The following is a 23,163-nucleotide window of genomic DNA, read 5'->3' as shown; positions in this document are numbered from 1 at the left end:
GCCTAAGTTGAAAGACGGAGTGGCCTAATTTGACTTTGACGGGTTTTTGGATCGGCTCTAAATTTCATTTTCGGCTTCGGAACGAGGCGAGTTTTGGAGCGGGACCATGCGCGAATATCGAGCCTACCTGATAGGGTCAGACGGACACATCGAATCCCGAATTGACCTTGAGGTGGTGGACGAGCCGACAGCAAGGGAGAGAGCCAAGCAGCTTGTCGATGGGCACGCCGTAGAGCTCTGGGAAGGGCCTGTGCGGGTAGCCAGATTCGATCCGGAGAAATAAGGCCGCCTAAGTGGAGACCCGTGTTCTCCGGAATAGAACAACTGCTATAATATATAGATCCGCATTTGTTCTCGACACGTGTATTTATAAGCGGAACACGCAAAAGTAAGGCCGCCTCAGTGGGCGGCCTCTCTATTTCGATCTCGATAGTCTTCAAGCTTAGCGTAGGCGTTGGCCGCTAGAACGCCGCGCCGGGCCAGATAGGCGTCAATGACGCGCTGGGCCTTGTCTACGGTCCAGGTCAGCGCCTCGGCGATCTCTGGCGCCGTGGCGCCGGCCTCCGCCAGCAACGTCGCGGCCGTGCCCCGGTTGTCGTGGAAGTTCAGATCGCCGGCTCCGACTGCGTCGGCATCCTCGCGCCAGTGATCATTGAAGTAGCGCTTGGTGTAAGCCTTGCCGGTCGGCGTCAGCATAACCAGCGCGCCGGTGCGGGGCAGGGCGTCCAGATGCGCTTTCAGCTCTCGCGTCGCAGGAATCCAGAGCATCTTGCCGGTCTTGCTGGATCGAATTTGGACGCGCTGCCCGTCGTATCGCGTCCAGGCAAACTTGCGGACGTCGCTGGCGCGCATTGCGGTATTTCGGACCAGGATCATGGCCGTCGCCATCGCGGGCCGTGCCGTCTTGATGAACTGCTGCTGAAGCTCCTCCGACCATGTCTTGTCGGCCCGGTCGCTCTTGTAGAGCCGGTGGAAGGTCGGGATAGGGTGGTGCTTGATGCGGCGCTGCTCTTTCGCAAACGATAGCACGCGGCAGAGCGCCGACATGAGATTGTCGGCCGATCGGCGCGAGGTCTTGCCTAGCTCCTGGTGCCACGCGAGGGCGTCCGCTGCGAATGCGTCGGCGTCGTCGGCGTTGTTGAACGTGTCCTCGGGGACGGTGCCCCACCTCTGCTCAATGCGCTTGAGCTTCCAGGGATACTGCTTGCGCGATTCTTCGCTCAGGGCGGCGAATGTGCTGGACGTATCGAACAGGCGAATGAGATCGGTGAGCGTCTTCTCGCTCTTGCGACGGGTGCGCTTCTCCGCCTCAGCGTAAGTTTCTGCCAGGCGGTCGGGGTCCAGGCGAATGCCGGTGGCGCGGTGATAGAAATAGATTCTGACCGTGCCGTCTGCCTGCCGCTTCGGAACGCGGTTGATGCCCTTGAGCTTAAGCGGCTTCGGCTTTACGCGCATTCTCGACTTTCCAGCGCTGGTAGGGGGTCAGTTCAGGTGCTGATTCTGTCACAAGGCCCGATGCCCGGTCTAGGGCGGCGTCAAGGGCCTTGAGGTCCCAGCGGCTGGTCCCTGGCAATGCCTTGGGGATAAGTCCCTTCTGAATCCAGCGATCAAAGGCGGACAGCGTGTTGCAGCCGCAATAGTCGGCCGCTTCCTGTTTTGTCAGTCCGCGTTTGCTGAGCGTCGGCAAGGTGTGCGATCCAGTTCGGTTTCTGGTTCGCATATAGCGTTGGAGCTCGGGATCACTCAGATTTTTTGGAGTGATCGCTGCGGGACCGCGTGACGCCGATCGAGAGGCGCTGAGACACGCTTCTGTTGATCACTTTAGCAGCCGATCAATCACCAGCTTGATGACGATCCCAATCACGACGCCCGTGAGCAGAATATTCCGCCAGTAACTTGCCATCTTAATTCGATCCGCTGAACGACCAATGTCAAAGGTTAGCCTTGGAAAAACGTAGTCCTTGAGGCCGAAATATCCCGCCAGAAGAACGACAGCCGGAACAAGCACCCAACCAGTTATCGAGCTTTCCGTCACGGCACCGCCGAATAACCAGGTTAAATAGACCGACAGAGCCGCAATAATGACAATCGGCACGAAGAACGATAGCTGGAAGAAAAGGAAGGATGATCTCGACGGAAGTAGGGCCGAATACCAATACTCGGCCCCTCGAAGTAGTGTGTCCAACTCTCGACGAGCCACGATAGATCGATCGCGATCTCCGGCAATTGTCACCTGCACTACTCTCAACAACTGGTCGGAATCAAAGCTGATTGATATGGAATGGACTAAGTCTGGTCCCAACCTGTTCCTGCCATCGATTTTCACGCGTTGGATTCTCTGCGCCTTGACGAACGTATCGTTGATCAGCGCATTAAGGTCGGTGTCTTTGACCTCGTGGTCGTCGTCCAGATAGATGGTAATAGTTGCTGGCCTCTCGGTGAATTTTGTCACCAGAGAGACGATCGCCCCCAGGGTGTCTGGCGTGATATTGTAGGCGCGGTATTTTGTGAATGAGCTTGAATAATCAGGCATGAAAAATCCCCCGCGCAATCTAAGCGCGAGGGACGATCTTGAGCAATGGCTAGAAGTCAGCGGCTGCGGAAGATTTCCACCGCTTGTTTGAGCGTCTCCGACAGATCGACGAAGTCGCCGTCCGCAACGGCTTAGTGGTCTCTGAGTCGGTGCTGGCAGTCGAGGCCGGCGCCGTGACTCCTCCGGCGAGTTCGAGGTCAGCGAGGAGCTCGAACATCTCCGCGTCACACAAAAGCATCGATCGCTGAGCTTTGTCAGCAACAACCTCGTCGCCTGCGATCTCAGCGCGGATGAGATCGACGCAAAGGATATAACCGCTGCTCGAACGCTTGATCTCGACATAAGCCTTCACGTCGTCGTTGTGAGTGTCCAGATAGGTCAGCCGCGCCGTCGATCGCTTCCGTAGGCCACGGACACGTTCGACGAAGCGCTCGGCGTCGTCGCTTTCGATCATCACTTTCCATTCTTGGTCCCATACTTTCAAACCGATGGCGACGACGCGCTCTGCGGCATTAACAATGGTGACCTCGGGAAGCACTCCGGTAGGCATCTCATCACTCTCCATGTAATCAGTCGAATTGATCCCCTGAGAAGAAACCAGCCGGCGGGGTGCGCCGGCTGGTGACGACATGGAGGAGCGAACGGCTCCGACTGTGAGTGCTGCTCGCGAAGAGCCTGTAGTCAGGACGATGTGGGCAATCGCAGATTCTTTAGTGCGACATTTTGTCCGCGTGCGGGAGCACGTCGGTAACGAGGTCGGCACGAAGATCTACTGGCCAAATGTCGCCAGTCATGCCGAGCACGAGCTTGATCTCGTTCTCGCGCCATTCGCGGGCAGCGCCGGCTGCCCTCGCTGAAGGGATTGCGGTCGTCGATCTCGGTCAGCGCGGTGACAAGATCGTTGTAGGTCGAGGTTGGAATGAACGTTCCCAGGTCGGTGGTCATCTGTCAGCCCCATGTGGTGCGGTGATGCACGGGAATCGAGATGCGCGATTTGCGAGTCGCCGGCAAGCGGGCGATATTCGCTAAATCTGAAATTGAAGTCAGCAATGACTTCATCAGCTAAGATCGCGCAATACCTTCGCCAGCACGTCTCTTCTTAGAATCGCCCTGTCTCGATTCGTCGCTGCGAAGGCGCTGCCGGGCTTGTTTGCGTGATTAACTTCCTCTTGGGCCTTGTCGAATTCCTTCTGAACGATGTCGCGAGCGGCGATGAAGCCGGGAGTGTTTGCGAGCGGGCTCTTTGCCATATTGAAGATCCAACTAGGGTCAGTGACAACTTACTCAGATGATCGAAAAATCTTTTAAAGTCAGTCGTTGTTTACATTGCGAGTGCACGAACTTCCCGCTCCATCCTGGTCGCGCTGAAGCCGCCTCGCAACATTAGCCATTTGTCCAATGCCCTCATCTCGAAAAGCGTCTGGCTCATGCCGGTTGCCCGCAAGCTCTCGACCGATAGGCCTCGCTGCCTAAGCTCGCGATCGAAAGCGGGCTTCTCTGACAAAACCGCCCGCATGTAATCGCAGTAGTGATGAGCCTTGACCCCTTTGCTTACAGCCCGGAGCGCCTTCTGGACCCGCGAGTCGTAGGGAATGAAAACTAGGGGGCTGACTGCGTGAGCAAGTTTGGACAGCATCGAGGTGGGCCGTCCCCGGGTTGCCTGTTCCGAAACGGCCCTAACGCTGAGCTTTTCGATGATCCGATAGGCGTCATCAGAAGCCTGATCAACGGCTCGTAGCGCCGGCATAGCGTGAGCATTCAGGAACGATAGAAGTCCTGGTCGCCTCGGTATTGGATTTCCGCGCGCCAACATCCAGGCGTTCAGGAATAACGTCAGCGTGTCCAGGTCCAGGGGGTTAGCCGCCCGTATTGCGCCGGCGTTTCTTCCCTCCGAACCGTTCCAGCACGCCACGGCGGCCCGCGCCGCGAGCTCCTCTTTGTCCATCGTTCCCCCAGCCAACCCAGTTCGCTTGAACCGTCGTTTTAGGGGCCGCTCCTAGCCGCTCGCTTCGCTCTCGGCGTCGGTCACGTCCCCGCTACCCCTACGCTAACCAACCTAAAGCCCACAACCAAGCCCATTCCAAGGGAAACTTTCTCCCTCCTGAGATAAGCAGAGAGCAACAGCCCTAATGCTTATCCCGAAGGGAGAGAGATTCGAAGGTTCATTCCATCGAAGGTTAATCTGGAGCGTAGCGTTGGTGATGACCAATGCGGCGAGGTGGCGTCCCGTGCCCTCGCCTTAAACTCCGCATCTCGATCGCAAGCGATCACGCGGTTACCCGGCCGAAGCCGGATGCCCAACCATCTGCCAGATGTCCATCAACAGAGGGGTTGGAGAAGGATGCCGCAAGGCAGTGCCTTCATCTTTTTGGCGCGTTCGACGATCATAGAGATCGTCCGGTGCAACCCTACCAAGGCGTCCTATAAAGGGGAGCGCTTGATCCGATATCCGTGCGCCTGCGGCTGGCTCATAGGTGGCGTCATGTTCCGCCACACCGTTCGTTCAAGGCCGCTATACTGCCGCGCTAGGCGCAACAGGGTCTCATCAACTTCGGCATATAGCGTTCTGCTTTAGGATCACGCCGTATTTTTTGCAGCCCAGACCAAAAAAATCTGCGAAATCCGCGAGGCGATTGCTATAGCACTACCGACACCGATCGCCGTGTGTCTCATCAGGGAAAGCCTCCGGTGTCACTCCGCCGGGGGCTTTTCTTGCTACCGCAGCACGCCACCCGGTCGCCGCTGCGTGCGGAGTTCGTTGGCGATCATGCTGCGAACCTGATGCTCAATAGACCGCGCGACGTTTTCTCCGGTGCGCTGGTGGTCCTGGTCCGACATACCAGGCGAGCCTTGCACGGTGACGGCGATCTGCGGCGCGATGACATTCGAGGGGGCGATCATGGGGGCGCCTCCGCTGCCGGCGTTACCGACCAAGCCCCCGTCTGCGAACCTGGGAATGCGGTCGCTGTTGATCGCCTCAAGGACGGCGCGGTGCTTCGCGGTCGCGGAGGCCCGCACGACGAACTCGCCGTTGCTGAGCCGGGCCGGAATGCTGTCTGAAGTGCTGCTTCCTGGTCCGCTGATATAGCCGCCCTCCGCCTTAGCAAGCGCTGGGCCAACCAAGCCGCCGTCGCTGAAGCCCATCCCACTGGACAGAGCCCGCATGATCGGCTGCACGATCAGCATTTTGATCATGGCCTCTTCGAGCGCGCGGACGACGGCCCTGGACATGTCCGCGAAGCCTGCCGCCACGCTCTTGGTGCCGTCCAGGATGTCCGCGAGGCCGCTGGTGAGGCTGCTGCTCATGGCGCTGCCGACCGAGCGCATGGCCTCATTGGTTCGCATAGCCGACGCCTCAACCGAATTCAGGGCGGTGGCGACGTCCGGATAGAGGCCCTTGAGCTGTTCGGCGATCTGCACGTCCTGGGGATCCAAGAGCGAGGTCTGCCGGCCCCGCCGGATCGATTGAGCGACGGTGGCCTTCTCAATGGCCTCGGTGGCCTTGCCGTAGGCCTCTGTGACTTCCTCGATACGCTGGCGCTGCTCAGCCGTAACAACACCTTCGCCCTTTCCAGCGGCGGCATTGGCCTGCATTGCGACGGTTTCGAGCTGAGCGGCGACCTTAGAGCGCTCGCGTGCAGCCGTAGTGAGGTCGAGGCCAGCTGCCTCCGCCTGCAACGCGGCAATGCGCTTCTCAATGCTGTCGGCGGCGCTGCCGAGCTTGTCCACATTGCTGCCGGTGCTGATCTTGGTGGGCGCTGGACCAGTGCCGCGCGATTGACCGGGGACAGCCGGGCCAGACTGATCTTGGCCGGCCGTCAGGGCCGCGATCTCCTTTTGCAGGCGGTCGCGGTGCGCCTCAAGGTCCGCCGTCGTGCCAGCGTAGACCTGTCCGATGCCGGGGATCGAGAGCGGCGGAAGGTTGACGCTCCCGAGCAACCCGCCCCCGATCCCGTTCAAACGGGCGTTGACCTGGGCGAGCGCGTCCCGCTTGGCGTCGAGGTCGGTGGCGCTCGCCGGCATGCCGGGGATGCGGGGCAGCTTGTTGGATAGCTCCACCGCCTTGGCGATGTAGCCGATCACGTCGGCCCATGCGCCCTTGATATCCATCATGACGCTGGCGAGGTCGTCCCAGGACGGCTTGAGCGCGGTCGAGAGTCGCTGATGGGCAATCTTGAGCTGGTCGTCGACTTCCTTCGCCCGCTCAACCAGGACGTTGCTGAAAATGCCGTCTGCGCTTGCGCTCGCTTCCTTGATCGTTTGCAGCATGCCTTCAGCCGACGTTTTGCCCTGCCGCATGCGATCGACGATCTGGGCGCCGAACATCTTCTCGCCAAGGTCCAGGCTCGCGGCATGCTGCCCGATGCTGTCGAGCTGCACCATGGCGGCCAGAACCGCCTTGACCTTGTCCTCTTGCGTCTGAGCGTCCCGGAACAGAACCAAGCCCTGTAGCTGTTGGCCGGCCGTCTTGGCAAGCGTCTCATTGTAGACGCGCAATGCCTTTTCAACGTCGGTAATCTTCTCTTCGCCGACGCTCCATTCGCCGATGTCGATTGGCGAGCGGTCCTTGGTCGCCTGGAAAGCGTGATCCAGGGCGGACTCGAGCTCGCCGGCCTCTACCTTCAGCTTGCGGGCTTCCGAAGTGAATGCCTGGAGGAACGCGGGCGAGACGCCACGGTTTTGAGCCTTATTGGCGATCTCCACCATTTGCGCCATCTGTTCACGGGCGCCGCTGATCGCAGCCGTCATGAGCTTATAGGCGCCGACCGCGAGCGCGACCTTGCCGGCGAGATCAACGGCACCGCGCGCCATCGTCGCAAAGATCGCGTCCTTGGCGAGATCCTTGTTCATGTCCAGAAATTGCTTCGCGATCTGGCGCGTAGCGTTGCCGGTGAGCGACGTGGTTTGTCGCAACTGTTCCTTCAACTGGTCGAGGTTGAGCTTGATCGGGATTGAGAGACTAGGCGCGGGCATTTTCGGCCCCCACAAGCAACGTCGCCAGCACAGTGCTGGCCAGCGCAACGCTGGTAGCCATCGGCTTGCCGCGCACATGGGCGTCAAGCGTGGCCTCAACGTCACGTTCCGGCATGCCGCCGCCGATCAAGCCCAATTCGATGACGCGCTCTACCTCTTCCGAGCCGTAGCTGTCCGCGCCGAAACGAGCGAGCAGCGCGGCCGGCGCGTGTCCGTTGATGCCGCGCCAAGAAATAACGCGGCGCACCCAGGGATGCCCCAGGTCAAAGGTATGGGTGCCGCCCGCCCAGGTGATTTCGCGGCCGGTAGTGTCAGTCATTTAGAACCTCGCTAACTGCATCGTCGATTGCCTGCTGCATGTCATCGCGCATGGCTTCATAGGTGTTGAAGAAAAACGGCCGCGCCGGCTGACGGCTGGTCCCGAATTCGAAGCCGAGCGCGTAGTCATAGGGTTCGCCGCTCCCCTCGCGGACTTCCTTGGTCGTCATGTCGCCGCCGGCCTTCACCAGGTATTCCAATTCGTTTTCGCCCTGGGCCACGGTGCACGACGCTTCTAAAGCGCCGGTCTCTGGCGACTGCTCAAGAGATCGCAACGCGGCGCGCTGAGCGTCGGAAAGACGGAATGCCTGCTCCCGCAGCACGTCCGATAGATGCTCGGTGAGCTTGTCGGGAAGCGAATTGAGGTATGCGTCTAGATCGTCAGTCATGCATCACCAGGAAAGCAGTTCAATGGCATTAGGCAGGTCATAGAGTGATCGGTTGCTTTCGCCGGCAGCCGCGCGCGACACCGCCATCCAAGTCGCCGCGACGCCGTCAATGCGATCGGTCGACTTGCTCTTGTGGATGATACGGTTGTCGTTCGCGTCATTGTGGATCGCTACGTTGGCGAAGTTCCAGCGCAAGACCGGGTGTCCGCCGTGCCGGAAGTTGCCGCTGATGATCGCGCGCTCCAGGACATTGAGAGCCGGCGATTGCGTCACCCATCCTTGGCGAATGGTGACGACCGGATACCCTTCGTCGACCAGGGGCGCCATGACACCCTGGGCAAACGCCACGTCAAAGCCGATCTCTTGCACCTGGAAGCGCTCAGCTAGACCGCGAATGTAGTCTGCGACGGCGGCATTATCGATGACGTTGCCGGGCGTGGCCGTAATGAAACCGTCCCTTGCCCATGAGGCGTAATTCACTCCGTCCAGGTCGCCGCGCTTGCGGATATCGGCCTCTGGGCAAAAGAAGTGCGGCAACACGGTGTAGGTGTCACCGTCTCGGAAGCACGCGACGACGGCCGAAAGGTCAGTCGTCTTGCTCATGTCGACGCCAACCCAGCACGGCGCACCGTGCATCCCCTCATAGTCGATCGGTGCGGCGCCCTGGTCATAGGTCGCCATGTCGACAAAGGGCGAAGTTGAATGGTCAAGCCAGACGTTGAGCTTGTATTGCAACAGGCTGTCGCGTTCGGTCGGGCTGTCCTTTGCATTCGCAACATGCCGCCGAAAGCCCGCGATCGACGGATACCCATGTGCGCTGCCGGGGTTTACGCGGCGCCAAGCGTCCTCGCTGGAATAGTCAACGTCCGGAGGGGATTCGAGCAGCACCGGCAACCAAGTTGGATCGAAGATGTCGCCGCGCGCGACCTTGCGCGCGCGCTCGATGATCTCATAGGCAATATTATCCTGTCCGCGACCCGCCGTCGTGGCGATGACAAGTAGGCTATTGTCGATCTTGTCCAGGCCGTTGGCGAGAACGGTCCAGAGTGACGTTCCGCGCCAGCAATGGATTTCGTCAGCCAGGCAGAAGCTCGGCGTCCGCCCGTCCTGAGACGGCGCATCGGAAGAGATTACTTCAAGCTCGGTGCCCTCCCGGGGATAACTGATCTTCTTTGCGCTGTTAAAGGCGTCATAGACCTTCGTTACCGGAACCAAATGTTTCGGGTCCGCCTTGATGATTCCGCGTGCCTCTTTGAACGCGATTCCGGCCTGCTTACGATCGCTAGCCGCAAAGATGACTTCGCCGCCGGAGACGCGCTCGGGGCCGATCGTATGCAGCAACGCCAGCGCTGCCGAGAGAGACGTCTTGCGATTTCCTTTTGCGATCAAGATGACGACGCGCGAGATGATCCGATTGCCGGCGTCGTCGCGCGGCCCATAGATCGCGCGCACGATACGTTCCTGCCACGGATCAAGCTGGAATTGCTTCCGGGGAAGCGTCGATTTGGGATGCTTAAGCCGCCGGAGGAATTCGACGGCGCGCTCGCCATAGCCGAACGGGTCGGGAATGGGCGAGTCGTCGAAGATCCAGTGCGGATAGGTGTCCTTAGAGGGCGAGCGGGTTGTCATCGTCGCCTTCGTTGTCATTGTCGCGGACAGCCGGCCGGGAGCGCGAGACCGGCGTCAAACCGAGTTCCGCGGCAAGTTGGCGCGCGGTCACCATGCTCTTGTCCTGGGCGCGGAGGAGCTTCAGGTCGATCTCGGTGCGCAACAGCGCTTCCAACTGCCTGACCCGGCCCATGGCAAGGCAGTAGCTCTCCAGCGAACCCAGGTCCGCGATGGTGAGGATTCGACGCTTGGCAAGCTCTGGCATGACGCGGCGCCATTCGGCCTTGGCATGCTTGCTCAGCCACGCCGGCGGTTTGGTCGCGGCGTCAAGTGCATTCGCATCGGCGGCAAGCTGTGGTTTTCGGCCCTTCATGCCACGGCCCTCTCGACAAATATCGAGTAGCAGGGCAGATTTTGAGAATGGGGAAACGCGCATTCAATGCAACACTTGCCGTGGCGGCGTTTTGCGCCGGGACGGCGGTTTCGTTTTTCACCCTGCCGGTTTGGGTGATGTTTGCGATTAATTTCGCGAAGGAAGGACCGCGAGCGGACTGGTTTGGCATTTTTGGTGCGGTCATTGGCGCTTGCGTAACTTTGATCGCGGCGATCATCGCTTGGTTTGCTGTGCAAAGGCAAATTCGCGCCGCGCAAGCAATTGAACATTCGCGTAGTGAAGCGGATGCTTCTCGAAAAGAGCATGAATTCGCTGAGGCCAGGGTAGTTGCAGGAGTGTTGGTCACTCAGACCGTTCATGCCGCGGCCGCTCTGCTCTTTGCGGTCAGAAAAGCGATTGCTGCGACGACCCATAACGATCAGATGCGATGGGACACAGCAACCGACAAGGCGAGGGCCCAAATGGAGGCGCATTTGTTGGACCCTCTCTTGCGAGATGTCGCACCACAATTGAAGATCCCAGACCGCCTGCACTACTTGATGATTGTTCATCGACTGAGCACCATCGTGTCCATGATCAAATACGATCCAGGAATTGTTCCTCGGCACCGAAGACTGGATACGATACGGCAAACGCTCGAACGCATGCATCACTTCGTGAAGAACTTCGATGAAGGCCTCGCCGAAGTATTTGAGCGAGATGGTATCAAGTCGCCTGTCTGATTGCTTCATACGCTAAGTCCAACCCGTTCACAGGCGACGTCCATCCCGACGCGGCGACCGATCTCAGTGATACTCTTGATTTCGAATTGCTGCCCCTCATAGAGCAGCCGGTCATTGAGGCTCAGACTGGCGAAGTAATACATACGGAAGGTCCGCGTCGCGTCGGTGGTGTGGCCGCGCGGGCCCTCGCGGTCGTCGGTGGCATTCTTAAGCAGCTCCGCCCGCATCGTGGCGAACGTGCTCCAGGTCTCTACGGGCGTGCCGTAGAGGTCCAGGCCGGTGGTGCGGCGCTGAATTTCAATGACGCGGTCGAGGTTGCCGGCCCTCATGCCGCCCTCGCTTTGACGATTGCCACGACCGAGACGATGCCGTGGCTGTAAGAGCCGTGCGGGTCGCGCATATACCGGGTCTGGGTGGCCTGCATGTCGTGGACGGTGAAGCCGTCGATCGGCAGCACCCCATCGGCCTGGGCGTCGATCCGCAGCGCGGCAACGATGGCGGAAACGGCCTCTTTGCACTGGACCAAGCCCGGCTCTTGGAACCAAACGTGCAGCGTGGCATGCGTCGTCGCGTCCCAGCGTCGGAATAGGGTCTGTCCCTCGCCGATGTAGACGGCCGGGATGATCTCAGGCCGTCCATTGGCGTCCAGGACGTGCTCTGCCTGGACCAGGGCCATCAATTCCGGGCTCGCAATCAGGCGCGCTCGGATGGCCTTCTGAAGGGCAAAAGAGGGGTCGGAAAAGGCCATTACCCGAAGCACCAAGCCCGATAAGGGGCCAAAAGGTCGAGGAAACCGAACGGAAGTTGCTGGGCTGTGACGCCGACAAGGCTGGCTTCACGGTTCTGATAGAGGTGCGCTGTCAATTGCAGCACTGCCTCTTGGAGCGGCGCCGGGGCGCCGTCTGCGTCTGGATCGCCGGCCGTGTAAGCTGAAACCCATGCCTTTGCGGCGGCCAGCTTGTCCGTAAGCAGTGCGTCGTCATTGTCCAGGGTGACGTTCAGGTGGGCCTTCGCTTGGTCCAGGGTGATGCCGGGCATAGTCAGAAAAACTCCAATTAAACGCTCTCTTGCGCGACCCGGAGGCACCGGTCGCGGACGATTTCTTGAGGGTTTTGATCCACCCCCCGGGTATACCTCGCTGAGAAGCGGACGCGGCGTTGCGGCGTGCGTTGAGGCATCGGCTGATCGTTCTCCATGGCCTTGGCGATTAGGGGCAGCACGTGCTTACGCACCTTGACCGGATCCAGCTCCGCGAGGCTGCAAACATCTTCAAAGTCGACGTTGGGCTGAGTCAGCCATTCACGGGTGCGCATCTGGTCGAGGCGAACCGATTGTCGACCGATCGAGAGTGGCTGCGTTGCATCCGTGATCGCTTGGTGGACGACCGCACGCCAAAGGGCCTTGTCGCTCATGATTGGCGCTCCATGCTTTGTTTGCGGCTGGCATGACAGGGCGAACTGGCGAGCGGCTGCCAGTTCTTCCGGTCCCAGAACAGCTTCATGTCGCCGCGATGGGGAGTCTTGTGGTCAACACAATCGGCAGTGCGACCGCAGCCACATGCACAGAAGCGGTTCTGAGGAAGGGCGAGGAATGCCTTGCTCTCACGGCGCCATTTGCTGTCATAGCCGCGATCGGTGGCGTTGGGCCTGAGCTTGTCGGACTCAGCCTTGCGCCGGATCTGGCATTCGCAGAGATCGGCTGCCGCAATGATCTTGCCGCAGCATACGCGGCGTGGTTTCCAGGCCATCAGCGCGCCCCCAATGAATGAACGGTAAGGTCGCCGATGGCGTTGAGGTCGGCCTTGACGGTCGCTAGGTCGGAAGATTCGGCGGTTTGTTCCTTGCTGCCGAACAAAGCCTTGAGCATGTCCATGCGGCCCTTCTGGGCGTTGATGATCTCGGCGGCCGTTGCTTCCCACGTGTCATCAGGCGTCCAGCCAAGCCAGCCAGTGCCGATCTGGTAAAGCTGAGTGAAGTATTCATCGAACGGGATCGGCTTGCCGGTGTCGCCATCGCCGCTGGTCTCGTCGTCAGCGCCGGCGAGCACCAGGACGAATTCGATCAGGTCGCCGGTAGCGGCCAAGAGGTCGCGCACGACGGCACCATTGGCTGGCAGCGCGTATTTGCCCCAGGCCTTGGCGTTGACGATGGTCGCGCTGATGATGTCGAGAGCGGCGGTCAGGCTTCCGTCGGCGAGGTGGCGCGAGAGGTTATGGAAGCCGTCATAACGTTCGTATAGGATGAATGCGGCTCGCAGCGACGGCTTCAGGTCGAAAGACTTGTCGCCGAGCTGGAGGGCAAAAGTATTCGCTGCGAGCCGCATAGCTGTTACGCCGTTGCCTTGAGGACCACGGCCGCTTCAGGCAGAATCGGCTTGCCACCGACGCGACGACGGGCGCGAAGCTTCACGATGCCGTTGTCGGCGCCGGTGAAATCGTCGCGCATCACAGCCACGCCGACGCGATCGACGATCTGGTAGGCGCTGGCGTAGTCGCCGAAGATAACCGGGAACGTATCGGCGGCGGGGCTGCCCGCTCCAGCCATGCCGTCCATATCCGGAGCTTCAAAGATCGGGGCGCCGAGCAGCGTGGCCGGTGTGCCCTTGGCGATGCTGTCTGACCAGATGCTGCGACGGGTGGTCGAGACGTCGGCCAACTTGCGGATGAGGCCCATGGTGGAGCGCTTCATCATCCACGCGCCGACATTCGCATATTCGCCCGGCAGCGCATAAAACAGGTCGATCAGCTTTTCCAGGAGGTCGGAGCCGTCCTGGTCGGCCACGATTTGGGTGTAGTCGGCGGGCGTATGCAGCAGGCCGGTGGGCTTGCCGTTGCCGTCGCCGACAACGAAAGCGCTTGCCTCCGCCTTGCCGAATTTCTTCGTAATCCAGCGCTTTAACAGGCTGGCGAGATCGACGGCGTTGTCCTCCAGGAGCTGCACCGACACCGGAAGCGTGGCGGCATATTCGAAGGTCTTGATGTTGGCCTGTTCGAACGCCGGTTCAGCCGAAGGGCGCGTTCCGGTTTCCGTCACCCAGCCGCCATCAGTGCCGGACGTGAGGATCGGAATGTAGGTCTCGGTGGTGCCGATCGACATGGCACTGGCGAGCGACCGCAGCGGCGAGAACTGGGTCAGGCCTTCGATGACGCGGGTCGAATATTCGGGCGCGACCACATAGCCGCCGGCCGTGGTGGTGCCGAGATTGAGAGTCTTGCGCTCCAGGTCGTCGAGCGACTGTGCGCCGTTGCGAAGGAAGCCGTTGAGCGCCTTGGTCTCGACCTGGGGCTCATTGTCGTTCGCGGCAGACTTGGCGCCGGGCCGGTTAACCTTAGCCTCGATGCGGTCCAAGCGCTCGGTCAGCTTGGTGTTGTCGTTGGCGGCCTTCGTTTCGAGGGCCGTCTTCAAATCCGCCAGTTCTTTGGCAACGGAGGCAATCGGATCGTCGGCTTCGCCGGTATCCTTGAATTCCAGGGCGTTCATAGTCTTCATTGGGTCGTCAAAGCTCCTACTAGGATTTCAGCGTTGCCGTGAAACGCTTGATGAGATCGGCCACGGCACGCGCCGCGTCGTCGGATTTCGTGCCCGTGATCCGGGCGCGAGAATGGGCGGGGTCGCGAACCAAGCTGATCTCAGCGAGGTCCAGCGCGTCGATGATGCGGCCCCGGGCTTGCTTGCGCGCGGCTTTGGTCCGGAAGCCGATGGAAAGGCCGGTGACGAGACCAGTCTTGAGCATCGCGCGGATTGAACGCGCGCGGGGCTGGTCGAGGTGAAGCTGACCTTTGACAGTCAACCCGTCCTCGGTCTCTTTCACTTCGTTCCACGTTCCGACGAGATCGTCCGGCCGGTGCTGATACAGAATCGGCAGATCGGGAATGATCGCGCCGAAAGCGCCCTTGGTGATCAAGTCGCCGTAGCTGTCGGGGCCTGCATTGAACGGCCACGCAATGCCGGTGACTTCGCCTTCATCGCTGACGCTGAGCGTCGCCTTGATCTCAAGGCGGTCCATCGCGGTCACGAGCGGTTCGCCTTGAACGACAGAGATGGAGACGTTGCGCCGGTCAGGCTGACGCGCAACAGGCAGGGTGCAAGCTCGAAGCCGCCCTGACCGTTCGCCGTGAACGTGACGTAAGTGTCGCCGTTGCGGTCGACGTCGATCCAGGTGACACCATTGTTCGGAGACATTTGCAGCTTCGCAGTGCCGCCGCCGAATGTGCCGGTGGCAGAGAAGGTGCCGGAACCACCCGGCCAGAACGTTGGAGATGTGGTGCCGTTCGCGGTAAGCGTGGTCTTCATGTCCTTTTTTCCTCGTGATTGCCGAACAGCGTCCGCTCAAGGATCTTGGCGGCGAGTTCGTATGTTTCGACCAGCGGCCGGCCGTCGACATAGGCGACGATCAGTTCATGAGCGCGCTTGGGTGTGGTGCCGCCGCCGATCAGCGCGAGCCGGATGGTCTCGGAAAGATCGGCCTGACTGAACGAACGCGCGAACATGCGGTTGCTGAGCGCGCCAATGGGGCCGCACTGCTTCTCAAGCTCATGGATCATGGGCTTGGTGAGCCTGAACGTGTGCTCGCCATCCCCAAAGAAGGTGAAGAGATCAGGCATCAGCCGGCCTCCCCAAAAGCGGTTTCGATGGAGCCGGCGCTGTCGGCATAGACGCTGATGTCTTCGACGTCGGACCACGCTTGAACCGGCGTCGATCCGACGAGGCACTCGCCATAAATCAGCGGGATGGCGTCGCCTTGCCGGCCTGAATTGCCGATGTTGCCGCCGTTGACGCTGAGACTATTGGAGGCTTGGGTTTGCTCGCCGGGGGGCTTGGTGAGCAGCGTTGAGGCGCCGGACAGCGCGAGGCCAAGGCCGATCGCCGCAACGGTGCCGTAGGTTGCACCGCTGAGAATACCGGAAGCCGCGAGCGGGGTTGCGAGCATGCCGCCGGAGAGGAAGATTGCGCCGCCGACAAGGGCAGCACCGAGCACGATCTTTGTGGTGCCCTTCGCGGTTTCGTTCTTGGCGCCGCGTGCGACCGGGATGAGGTGCAAGTCGGCATGGCCGAGGTTGAACTGGTTGACGAGGTCGACATCTAGCTGCATGCCCGAGCGCTTGTCGCCCCGCACGATCTTATAGGCGCCCTGTTCGATCGCCTTCAAGAAGCGCCCGGGGAAGGTGCAGTTGAGCGCGCGGAGCGCTTCAGCAGCGGTCGCCACGTGGAAACGATGGGATGCGCCGAATTCCTTGCCGAGCTTGCCGTGGAGATGGACTGTCCGGAGCATTAGGCGGCCGCTTGATTGTTGTTGTCGTTCTGCGCATTGAGGGCGCCGCCGGCATGTGCGGATGACGTATTGAAGTTTTCGAACACGTCGCCGCCCTCATAGGCCGGCAAACCAAAGCCAATCTGGCGCGCTTCATTCGGGTTGAGGATGCGCGCTGAGACGGTGGCGCTAAGGGCCTGCGCACGCGCGAGCAAGTCGGCACGGGCGAAGCCGTCGATATTGAATTCGATGGCAAATTGATCGCGCTCTTCCGGCGTCAGAAGCTTCAACTCAAGCTCTTGCTCGAATGACTTCAGCCTGGGCAATAACGCTTGCGAGAGGAACTCTTGGCCGATCGATTCAATCGAGCGCGGCTGAGCACGATCAACCTGCATCAGCATGTGCAACGGGACACGAAACAGTCGCGCGATCTCAGCGACCGCATACGTCCGCATCTCCAGAAATTGGCTGTCGACGCTGTTGAACGTGAGCGCCTGCCAAGATGCATCGCTCGGTAAGACTGCGGTGCCGCCGGAGCTACTGCCACTATGCGCGGCCTGCCACGCGGCCTTAGCCTTGCCGAGCGCGTCGGGCGTAATGGTGCCCTTCAAGCTGAGAACGCCAGAAGGTCTAGCGCCGTTGCCGAACAGACGCGCCGCATGACGCTCCAAAACGATCGCCAGCGCGATGACTTCGCGACCTTCGCCGACCAGGCCCTTGCGCTGATCGTAAGCCGGGCTGGGAATATGGATCAGATCGGCGCCGTCGATTTCCCGACCATTGACCTTGTAAGTCGGCTCAAGGTCGCGGTCGTCTACAGCAACGGGTGCGGTCTTGGGGTCGAGCCGAATTAGTTCGGCGGCCTTACCGCCGTCAACGCGGACAACCTGGGCGAAGCCGCCCCAGGGCTGCAACAGCGCGTCCGCCATGAGTTGGGTGCGGAAGAGCGCAGCCGGGGTCCAGCCGTTTGCCGCGTCGTGCAGGAGTTTGTAGAGGGGATGGTGCGGCGCCTTCTCTTTGCCGCCGCCCGGGAGCTTCTTATAGACGTGAAGGGGAAGAGAACCGGCTGCCTCGGAGATCGAGCGCACTGCGGCTGAGACGGGAGCACAAGTCATTGCGCCATGTGGCGTGACGTTCACACCGGCAAGGGTAGTGCCGGCGCCGAACAGGTCGATCAGCCAAGCCTCCGGCGAGGAGACGCCAGACGAGGTCTTGGTTTCGAAGAGCGATTTGAAGCGGGACGCTAGAGACAAAAAAGCAACATGCACGGTTAGCCCGCTGGTTAGGCGGGCGAGGGGAGAAGTCCTCGGTGCTGTGCTATTGTTTCGGAACGACTTCCGAACACGCAATTATGTTGCGCGGCGATTGTGGCGGAAGTGAGTCGGATTTCCAGAAATGCGCGCTGCCAATATCGCTTTCCTCGTTTGCAGCGGTGGTGAAAAGCGGTGCAGAATCAGTGCGTCTAGAATCCGGGGGTTTGCAAATACATTTAGTGTTTTCAGACTTTAGCGCTCGTCTGGGAGACTAGGGGTCGGAGGTTCAAATCCTCTCGCTCCGACCATTTTTCCTCAAAGCATCTGTCGGGTGGACTGAGCGGGGCGTAGAGCTCGTGCTGGCCGGGGGCGCGTGCGCGACGGTCGGCAGCGGGTGGCTGCCCCGGCGGTCGGGCAAACCAAAATGCCCGAAAACAACCCCATGCACAGTAGCAACGTGATTGACGGAATGTCGCTTTTCCGAAGCGACTTGCGGCGCGGCTTGCCTTCTACCAAAAGGTGTGGCGACGGCCTGTGCTCTCACGCTACCTTGTGGCGTTTGAGGCAGGAATTGAATCGATGGCGCAGCTTGTGAAAGCCATGGTGTGGCGAACGATCTACGCGCTCGCTCTTCTATTGGCTTTTCAGTCGGGTTCAGCGGATGCTCAATCGAACATGACTGTAAGGGGATTCCCGCCGGAGTTACCCATTGAGATAGCGGGCAATCGGTGGTTCGTCTTTTTGGACGGAGACATCGATCCCGACGCCCCCAGCGGTTTGAGCGATACGTAACGCAGAATCGTATTCCCGATCGCTCTATTGTCTATCTGGACTCACCCGGTGGAAGCCTGGTTGCGGGAATAGAACTCGGCCGCCTGTTTCGAAAATATGGGTTCTCCACCGACATCGGTCGGAAATCACCATTCTCTTCGAAGCCCTTCGATATTGATGAGGGCGGCTGTTACAGCGCGTGCGCATACGCCTATTTGGGCGGTGAATTCAGGTGTTTGAAACGCGAGTCTCGTTACGGCGTTCACCAATTCAAGTCGGTGCGGGCCGATGAGCGCATTGAAGGGATTGCCCAGATCATCTCCGCCCTGGCAGTCGAATACATGCGCTCGATGGATGTTGATCCAGATCTTTTCACGTTGAGCGCCGCCGCGAGCCCTGACGGGATGCATGAAATCGACAAAGCGACTTTGGAACGGCTGAATGTCGTCAATAACGGGCGGACCCGACCTGTTTGGACAATCGAAAGTACCGACGGACAACTTTATCTGAAAGGACAGCGAACAACCGAAGAATCCGGAATAAATAAATTCATCCTCTACTGCGAAAAGCGCCGCGCATTCTTACTCGCTATCTTCGATACCCTTCGTAGGGATACTGAGCTCATGAATATGGCCGCTCATTCTCTTTTGATCGATGGGCAGGTGTATCGACTGAGTCCGAAGTCCAAGCGGATTCAAAACGGCCTGTTCAATGTCGTATACGCGCTGTCGCAAAAGGAAACAGTCGCCCTTCGCAAGGGAGAGAATGTTGGTGTGGCGATTCAGGTCTCGTATGAGGCACCTATATTCCTCGGGTTCGAGGGAATGAGCATCGGGAGCGGCAGGCCGAAGCTTATCGGCATACTCGATCAGTGCGCTCCATGAACTCCCGGAGTGATTTAGCGGGATATCTCATTCAATCTCACGGAGAGGGGCTGACTTCTCCGCGCGCTTATGAAGTGCGACCTTCCTCGCAGCCTAAGCAAGCGTGTCCAGGTTTCGGCATCGTTCCACCTACCTCAAATACCCCGCCACCAACCTCGTCGTCTCATCCACCAGCACCTTCACCATCTTCTCCGACAGCATCTCCGCCCCGTTCAGCACTGTGTTGTGCGCCACCGCTTCGATCGTGCTGACGCAGATGAAGGTCGCGACGTCGAGGTCAATCTTGCGCATCTCCTTGTGGCGGCTTTCGAGATAGGCGCGCACTAACGTTTGGACCTCGCGGTTGAAGGCTTCGACGTCCCTAAGCTGGCCGGTGCGCGGGATCTGTTCGGCGAGCACCCGATGTAGCTTCGGGTCGATGCGGTGGGCTTCGATCGCGACGCTGACGAGTTTTCGCACCGCCTTTTCGATCGGCAGGTCGGCGACTTCGGTCAGCGCTGTGCGCACGAGGCCCATGATCTCCTCGTTGTGACGATCGATCACGGCGGCGACGAGCGCTTCCTTGCTCGGAAAATACTGGTACAGCGAGCCGACGCTGACCCCGGCGACCTCGGCGATGCGGTTGGTGCTGGCCTTCTCGAAACCTTCGCGGACCAGAATGCGAGCAGTCGCCTCGATCAGCGCGTCGATGGTGGCGCGTGATCGCGCCTGCGAGGCAGTTTTCCGGGGTTTTGTCGGCGGTTTGCGGGCCACGGCCTTGTGATCTGAATGCGAGTTGGAAAAGCGAGTGAATGCTCGCATTATAACGGCAAATAGCGGCGGGTCGGCAAGCCTCTTTGTCGCCGTCGCGAACGCGCCAAATGGGGATGTGGCCATGAGCGTTGCCAGGATCGTGTCGGCCTTGCAGTTTTGTCCCGGTGGTTGCTTGTTCAGCTCGCCGGCCCGGCGCGATCCCGCACCCAGCCTGCAAAGCCGCGCCTTCAATGCGCTGCTTCGGCTGCTTCCGTTCAAGCAGCAGCTGGCATCGGCCGAAGCGGTGCACGCGCATGTGCAGAAGCTCGCCTTGCAGCCGGCCTCGTTCGAGCCGACGGGGCTTGGTCGTGGTGTCGAGGTGACGCTGACGAAGATGGGCGGCTGGCCGGTCTATTACACCGCACCGTCGTCGGGGCATGAGGGCTGCAATTTCGTGATGTTCCTGCACGGTGGCGGCTTCATCAACGAGATCGTGCCCGCGCATTGGCGCTTCATAGGCGAGATGACGCGCAAGGCGAACGTCGTGTGCGTCGTGCCGATCTATCCGCTGGCGCCGCGCGCCACCGCGAAGGATGTCGTGCCTGTTACGGCCGAGATCTTGCGCATGCTGCTGGAAGACGCGGGATCCGCAAAGGTCACGGTGGTCGGCAACTCCGCCGGCGCGGGCCTCGCGCTCGCCGCGTGCCAATGGCTGCGCGATCGCGGGCATCGGCAGCCGGACCGGATGATGCTGATCTCGCCCGCCGCCGATGCCTCGGTCAGCCGTCCCGAACAGATCGAGATCGCAAAGCGCGATCCGATCCAGGACATTCCGGGGATCGTCGAGGCCGGGCATCTCTATGCCGGTGATCTCGATATCGGCCATCCCTTCGTCAGCCCGCTCAACGGCGCCTTTCGCGCGCTGGCGCCGATGACGATCTTCGCAGGCACGCGCGATCTGCTTTACCCCGACAGCGTCGATCTCGCCGAGCGGGCGAGGGCCGTGGGCGTGCCGGTCGATCTGCATCTGCTGCGGGACCAGCCGCACAATTACGCGCTGATGCCGACGCCGGAAGGGCGCAAGGCGCGGGCGCTCATCATGCGCGCGGTGGCGTGATGGGAGAAGCGTGTGACCGTGGTCACAGCGTGTGACCGTGGCCACAGGGCGCGCCGCCTCGCTGGGGCTTGGCGCTGGCAGTGCCCGCGGAGGGACAAGCGGCCCCCGGGGCGTTTCCTCGTATCTGTCGTCTTCGGATCAGTAGTTTTGCGGGGCCTTAGGCGTGGCCCTTGATCTCGTAATGGCCGGGCACGCATTTGTACCGATCCAAGCGCCAATTGGCGCGATAGATCGGATGCTCACCCATCCATTTCGCCAACGGCGCCTGTGCGCCGATCGCACATTGCATCAACGACATCTCGGGCGTCATGTTGCTGTCGGTCACGATTTCCTCGATGCAACTGCCTGAGCTGGCTGCACTCAGCCGGCAGAGCACGGCAACGACGGTCACGAACATTCCTGTCACCTCATCGGTAGTTTCAGACCACGAAGAGGATGCAAGCGGAGTGCCAGAGCCTGTGACACGCAAACAACACGCTGGCCTGGCCGACTCGACCCAGCGTCCGGAGTCCATTTGACGATTCGGATTGTAGAAAAATTACCCATAAACCGAAGCCGGAGAAATACGGGAACCGGGCAATTTTGCCCGACTGTGGCGGCAGCGCCGCGGACGCTCCTCGCAACGGCCGGGCTATCGCGTGGGCTTCCGGCGACGATTGAGCAAGCGCCTCGTCCTTCGAGACGCCGCGCGAGGGGCGCGCGGCTCCTCAGGATGAGGCTGAGCCGAGTCGGTGCTCCTTGAAACTGCTGCCACATACTCCGCCCTCATCCTGAGGGCCCGCCAACGGCGGGCGTCTCGAAGGATGTGCCGCGGGCGAGGCTGCCTCACATGCAACAACCGCGTAGCGACTGCACCGGGGCTGCAATAGTCCGCACGCCGAAATAACTGATGCCGAAGATTGCCTCGCCGATCCGCTTTCATTTGCGGATGTGGCGCTGCTACATTTCGTGCGCGCTCCAGTGAATGCGCGATGACGAAGAAACATACCGACAAGGGAGGGGCCGAAAGTCCCATGAAGGATTTCGCAGGAAAGATCGCAGTCATCACCGGCGGCGGCACGGGAATGGGGCGCGAGCTCGCGCGGCAACTCGTAGCCGAAGGCTGCAATGTCGCGATGTGCGACGTCTCCGTGGCCGCGATGGCCGAGACCAAGCGGCTCTGCGAGGTCGAGAAGCTGCCGCAAGGCGCCCGCGTCACGACGCATGTCGCCGACGTCTCGATCGAGGATCATCTGAAGCGTTTTCGCGATGAGCTCGCCGAGCAGCAGAAGACCGACAGGATCCACCTGCTGTTCAACAATGCCGGCATTGGTGGCGGCGGCAGCCTGTTCACCAACACGCGCGAGCAGTGGGAGCGCACCTTCAACATCTGCTGGGGCGGCGTCTATCTCGGCGTGCGCACCTTCCTGCCGATGCTGGTCGCGGCGGACGAGGCCCACATCGTCAACACCGCGAGCGTCAACGGCTTCTGGGCCTCGATCGGCATGGGGCAAGCGCACACCGCCTACAGTTCGGCCAAGTTCGCGGTGAAGGGATTTACCGAAGCGCTGATCAACGACCTCCGCCTGCATGCGCCCCACGTCAAATGCTCGGTGGTGATGCCCGGTCACATCGGCACCTCGATCGTCTCCAATTCGCGCAAGGTGCAAAGCGCCGACGGGTCGGAGCGGCTCAACGCGGACGAGGTCGCGCTGACCCGCAAGCGGATGGTCGCGGCCGGCGTGCCGGATGCCGACAAGATGTCGGACGAGGACATCCAGGCGGCGTTCGCCGAGCGCGCCCGCAGCTTCCTGGAGGATGCGCCGACCACGGCTGCGCAAGCCGCGAAGATCATCCTCGATGGGGTCAAGGCGGAGCGCTGGCGCATCCTCGTGGGCGAGGACGCTGAGCGACTCGACGAGCGCGTGCGCGCCACGCCGGAGCAGGCCTATGACCGCGCCTTCTACGAAAGCTTTACGCAGGAGGTCGGCTGGCGGCTCGGTTGAGATCGCCTCGAAAGGCGCGCCGATATAGGTATGATAATCATCATGGCAAGAGGCGCGCAGGTAATTGTACGTGCCACCTCCTGCCAGTGTTCATCGCCTTATGACGAATTGGAATGTCACGCATGCGAGCGGACCGTTTCGTTCAAGCGATGGTGATCTCGAACGGCTCTCATTCGGTGCACGGCTGCTTGGTCGGTCAACTGAAATAGTTTAGTCAATCAGGGATAACGCGA

General features: G+C 60.6%; 29 protein-coding genes. 4 read left to right on the top strand and 25 right to left on the bottom strand.

Annotation, left to right across the window (positions count from 1 at the left end; genetic code table 11):
• Positions 1 to 399 precede the first annotated feature (399 nt).
• The 11 genes from RAD04_RS16680 to RAD04_RS16630 all read right to left on the bottom strand — a co-directional run bounded on the left by RAD04_RS16680 (position 400) and on the right by RAD04_RS16630 (position 10,195).
• Positions 400 to 1,455: a tyrosine-type recombinase/integrase gene (locus tag RAD04_RS16680; protein WP_461624636.1), complete on the bottom strand. Its 1,056-nt coding sequence runs from the start codon at positions 1,453 to 1,455 to the stop codon at positions 400 to 402.
• Complete coding sequence (locus tag RAD04_RS16675) at positions 1,430 to 1,687, bottom strand: helix-turn-helix transcriptional regulator (RefSeq protein WP_461624635.1); 258 nt, start codon at positions 1,685 to 1,687, stop codon at positions 1,430 to 1,432. Before RAD04_RS16675 ends, RAD04_RS16680 begins: the two co-directional genes overlap by 26 nt.
• Positions 1,688 to 1,816: 129 nt before the next feature.
• Positions 1,817 to 2,533 carry a hypothetical protein gene (locus tag RAD04_RS16670; RefSeq protein ID WP_461624634.1) on the bottom strand — a complete coding sequence of 239 codons (717 nt, stop codon included), beginning with the start codon at positions 2,531 to 2,533 and terminating at the stop codon, positions 1,817 to 1,819.
• 49 nt (positions 2,534 to 2,582) lie between these two features.
• Positions 2,583 to 3,164 (bottom strand): hypothetical protein, encoded by a 582-nt coding sequence (locus RAD04_RS16665; protein ID WP_461624633.1) that lies wholly within the window; start codon positions 3,162 to 3,164, stop codon positions 2,583 to 2,585.
• 427 nt (positions 3,165 to 3,591) lie between these two features.
• Positions 3,592 to 3,783 carry a hypothetical protein gene (locus tag RAD04_RS16660; protein WP_461624632.1) on the bottom strand — a complete coding sequence of 64 codons (192 nt, stop codon included), beginning with the start codon at positions 3,781 to 3,783 and terminating at the stop codon, positions 3,592 to 3,594.
• Between the two features lie 71 nt (positions 3,784 to 3,854).
• Positions 3,855 to 4,478, bottom strand: a complete 624-nt coding sequence (locus RAD04_RS16655; protein WP_461624631.1) for a hypothetical protein — start codon at positions 4,476 to 4,478, stop codon at positions 3,855 to 3,857.
• A gap of 770 nt (positions 4,479 to 5,248) precedes the next feature.
• Positions 5,249 to 7,507 (bottom strand): phage tail tape measure protein, encoded by a 2,259-nt coding sequence (locus RAD04_RS16650; protein ID WP_461624630.1) that lies wholly within the window; start codon positions 7,505 to 7,507, stop codon positions 5,249 to 5,251.
• On the bottom strand, positions 7,494 to 7,826 hold the full coding sequence (locus RAD04_RS16645) for a gene transfer agent family protein (protein ID WP_461624629.1): 333 nt from the start codon (positions 7,824 to 7,826) through the stop codon (positions 7,494 to 7,496). The genes RAD04_RS16650 and RAD04_RS16645 overlap by 14 nt, the downstream gene beginning before the upstream one ends.
• Complete coding sequence (locus RAD04_RS16640) at positions 7,819 to 8,214, bottom strand: HK97-gp10 family putative phage morphogenesis protein (RefSeq protein ID WP_461624628.1); 396 nt, start codon at positions 8,212 to 8,214, stop codon at positions 7,819 to 7,821. Before RAD04_RS16640 ends, RAD04_RS16645 begins: the two co-directional genes overlap by 8 nt.
• A 3-nt stretch (positions 8,215 to 8,217) precedes the next feature.
• On the bottom strand, positions 8,218 to 9,843 hold the full coding sequence (locus tag RAD04_RS16635) for a terminase large subunit (protein WP_461624627.1): 1,626 nt from the start codon (positions 9,841 to 9,843) through the stop codon (positions 8,218 to 8,220).
• The gene (locus RAD04_RS16630) at positions 9,821 to 10,195 is read right to left on the bottom strand and encodes a phage terminase small subunit P27 family (protein WP_461624626.1); all 375 of its coding nucleotides are present in this window, start codon (positions 10,193 to 10,195) and stop codon (positions 9,821 to 9,823) included. Before RAD04_RS16630 ends, RAD04_RS16635 begins: the two co-directional genes overlap by 23 nt.
• Before the next feature lie 47 nt (positions 10,196 to 10,242).
• Here RAD04_RS16630 and RAD04_RS16625 point away from each other — a divergent pair, with 47 nt between their 5' ends.
• A complete protein-coding gene (locus RAD04_RS16625) occupies positions 10,243 to 10,938 on the top strand; it encodes a hypothetical protein (RefSeq protein WP_461624625.1) in 696 nt (231 codons plus the stop codon).
• A 5-nt stretch (positions 10,939 to 10,943) separates the two neighbouring features.
• Here the strand turns inward: RAD04_RS16625 and RAD04_RS16620 are convergent, their stop codons facing one another.
• Genes RAD04_RS16620 through RAD04_RS16565 form a run of 12 tightly spaced genes read right to left on the bottom strand, consistent with a single transcriptional unit; the run spans position 10,944 to position 17,456 of the window.
• Complete coding sequence (locus RAD04_RS16620; protein ID WP_461624624.1) at positions 10,944 to 11,267, bottom strand: phage head closure protein; 324 nt, start codon at positions 11,265 to 11,267, stop codon at positions 10,944 to 10,946.
• Complete coding sequence (locus RAD04_RS16615) at positions 11,264 to 11,686, bottom strand: DUF3168 domain-containing protein (protein ID WP_461624623.1); 423 nt, start codon at positions 11,684 to 11,686, stop codon at positions 11,264 to 11,266. The genes RAD04_RS16620 and RAD04_RS16615 overlap by 4 nt, the downstream gene beginning before the upstream one ends.
• Positions 11,686 to 11,976, bottom strand: coding sequence for a head-tail connector protein (locus tag RAD04_RS16610; RefSeq protein ID WP_461624622.1), 291 nt, complete (start codon positions 11,974 to 11,976; stop codon positions 11,686 to 11,688). The genes RAD04_RS16615 and RAD04_RS16610 overlap by 1 nt, the downstream gene beginning before the upstream one ends.
• A 17-nt stretch (positions 11,977 to 11,993) precedes the next feature.
• Positions 11,994 to 12,350, bottom strand: coding sequence for a hypothetical protein (locus RAD04_RS16605; RefSeq protein WP_461624621.1), 357 nt, complete (start codon positions 12,348 to 12,350; stop codon positions 11,994 to 11,996).
• Positions 12,347 to 12,685: an HNH endonuclease gene (locus tag RAD04_RS16600; protein ID WP_461624620.1), complete on the bottom strand. Its 339-nt coding sequence runs from the start codon at positions 12,683 to 12,685 to the stop codon at positions 12,347 to 12,349. Before RAD04_RS16600 ends, RAD04_RS16605 begins: the two co-directional genes overlap by 4 nt.
• A complete protein-coding gene (locus tag RAD04_RS16595; RefSeq protein ID WP_461624619.1) occupies positions 12,685 to 13,260 on the bottom strand; it encodes a hypothetical protein in 576 nt (191 codons plus the stop codon). The genes RAD04_RS16600 and RAD04_RS16595 overlap by 1 nt, the downstream gene beginning before the upstream one ends.
• 5 nt (positions 13,261 to 13,265) lie before the next feature.
• Positions 13,266 to 14,426 (bottom strand): phage major capsid protein, encoded by a 1,161-nt coding sequence (locus RAD04_RS16590; RefSeq protein WP_461624618.1) that lies wholly within the window; start codon positions 14,424 to 14,426, stop codon positions 13,266 to 13,268.
• Positions 14,427 to 14,445: 19 nt separating this feature from the next.
• A complete protein-coding gene (locus tag RAD04_RS16585; RefSeq protein WP_461624735.1) occupies positions 14,446 to 14,943 on the bottom strand; it encodes an HK97 family phage prohead protease in 498 nt (165 codons plus the stop codon).
• Positions 14,944 to 14,948: 5 nt separating this feature from the next.
• Positions 14,949 to 15,230 carry a hypothetical protein gene (locus RAD04_RS16580; RefSeq protein ID WP_461624617.1) on the bottom strand — a complete coding sequence of 94 codons (282 nt, stop codon included), beginning with the start codon at positions 15,228 to 15,230 and terminating at the stop codon, positions 14,949 to 14,951.
• On the bottom strand, positions 15,227 to 15,541 hold the full coding sequence (locus RAD04_RS16575; protein WP_461624616.1) for a gene transfer agent family protein: 315 nt from the start codon (positions 15,539 to 15,541) through the stop codon (positions 15,227 to 15,229). The genes RAD04_RS16580 and RAD04_RS16575 overlap by 4 nt, the downstream gene beginning before the upstream one ends.
• On the bottom strand, positions 15,541 to 16,209 hold the full coding sequence (locus tag RAD04_RS16570; RefSeq protein ID WP_461624615.1) for a tail assembly protein: 669 nt from the start codon (positions 16,207 to 16,209) through the stop codon (positions 15,541 to 15,543). The genes RAD04_RS16575 and RAD04_RS16570 overlap by 1 nt, the downstream gene beginning before the upstream one ends.
• Positions 16,209 to 17,456 carry a phage portal protein gene (locus RAD04_RS16565; RefSeq protein ID WP_461624614.1) on the bottom strand — a complete coding sequence of 416 codons (1,248 nt, stop codon included), beginning with the start codon at positions 17,454 to 17,456 and terminating at the stop codon, positions 16,209 to 16,211. Before RAD04_RS16565 ends, RAD04_RS16570 begins: the two co-directional genes overlap by 1 nt.
• Positions 17,457 to 18,169: 713 nt before the next feature.
• Here RAD04_RS16565 and RAD04_RS16560 point away from each other — a divergent pair.
• Entirely contained in the window at positions 18,170 to 19,096 is a 927-nt protein-coding gene (locus RAD04_RS16560) for a COG3904 family protein (RefSeq protein WP_461624613.1), read from the top strand.
• 129 nt (positions 19,097 to 19,225) lie between these two features.
• On the opposite strand, the gene RAD04_RS16555 is transcribed toward RAD04_RS16560, so the two are convergent.
• Positions 19,226 to 20,080 (bottom strand): TetR/AcrR family transcriptional regulator, encoded by an 855-nt coding sequence (locus RAD04_RS16555; RefSeq protein WP_461624612.1) that lies wholly within the window; start codon positions 20,078 to 20,080, stop codon positions 19,226 to 19,228.
• Here RAD04_RS16555 and RAD04_RS16550 point away from each other — a divergent pair.
• Positions 20,022 to 20,945: an alpha/beta hydrolase fold domain-containing protein gene (locus RAD04_RS16550; RefSeq protein WP_461624611.1), complete on the top strand. Its 924-nt coding sequence runs from the start codon at positions 20,022 to 20,024 to the stop codon at positions 20,943 to 20,945. The two genes, RAD04_RS16555 and RAD04_RS16550, sit on opposite strands and share 59 nt — an antisense overlap.
• Before the next feature lie 157 nt (positions 20,946 to 21,102).
• Here RAD04_RS16550 and RAD04_RS16545 read toward each other — a convergent pair whose 3' ends face one another.
• A complete protein-coding gene (locus RAD04_RS16545; RefSeq protein WP_461620658.1) occupies positions 21,103 to 21,342 on the bottom strand; it encodes a hypothetical protein in 240 nt (79 codons plus the stop codon).
• 616 nt (positions 21,343 to 21,958) lie between these two features.
• Between RAD04_RS16545 and RAD04_RS16540 the strand changes: the two genes are divergently transcribed.
• On the top strand, positions 21,959 to 22,930 hold the full coding sequence (locus tag RAD04_RS16540; RefSeq protein ID WP_461624734.1) for an SDR family NAD(P)-dependent oxidoreductase: 972 nt from the start codon (positions 21,959 to 21,961) through the stop codon (positions 22,928 to 22,930).
• The last annotated feature ends 233 nt before the right edge of the window (positions 22,931 to 23,163 follow it).

The sequence above is a fragment of the Bradyrhizobium sp. 25ACV genome (assembly GCF_054863005.1).
The sequence above is the reverse complement of the archived record's forward strand: the minus strand, read 5'-3'. Positions and strand labels throughout refer to the sequence as shown.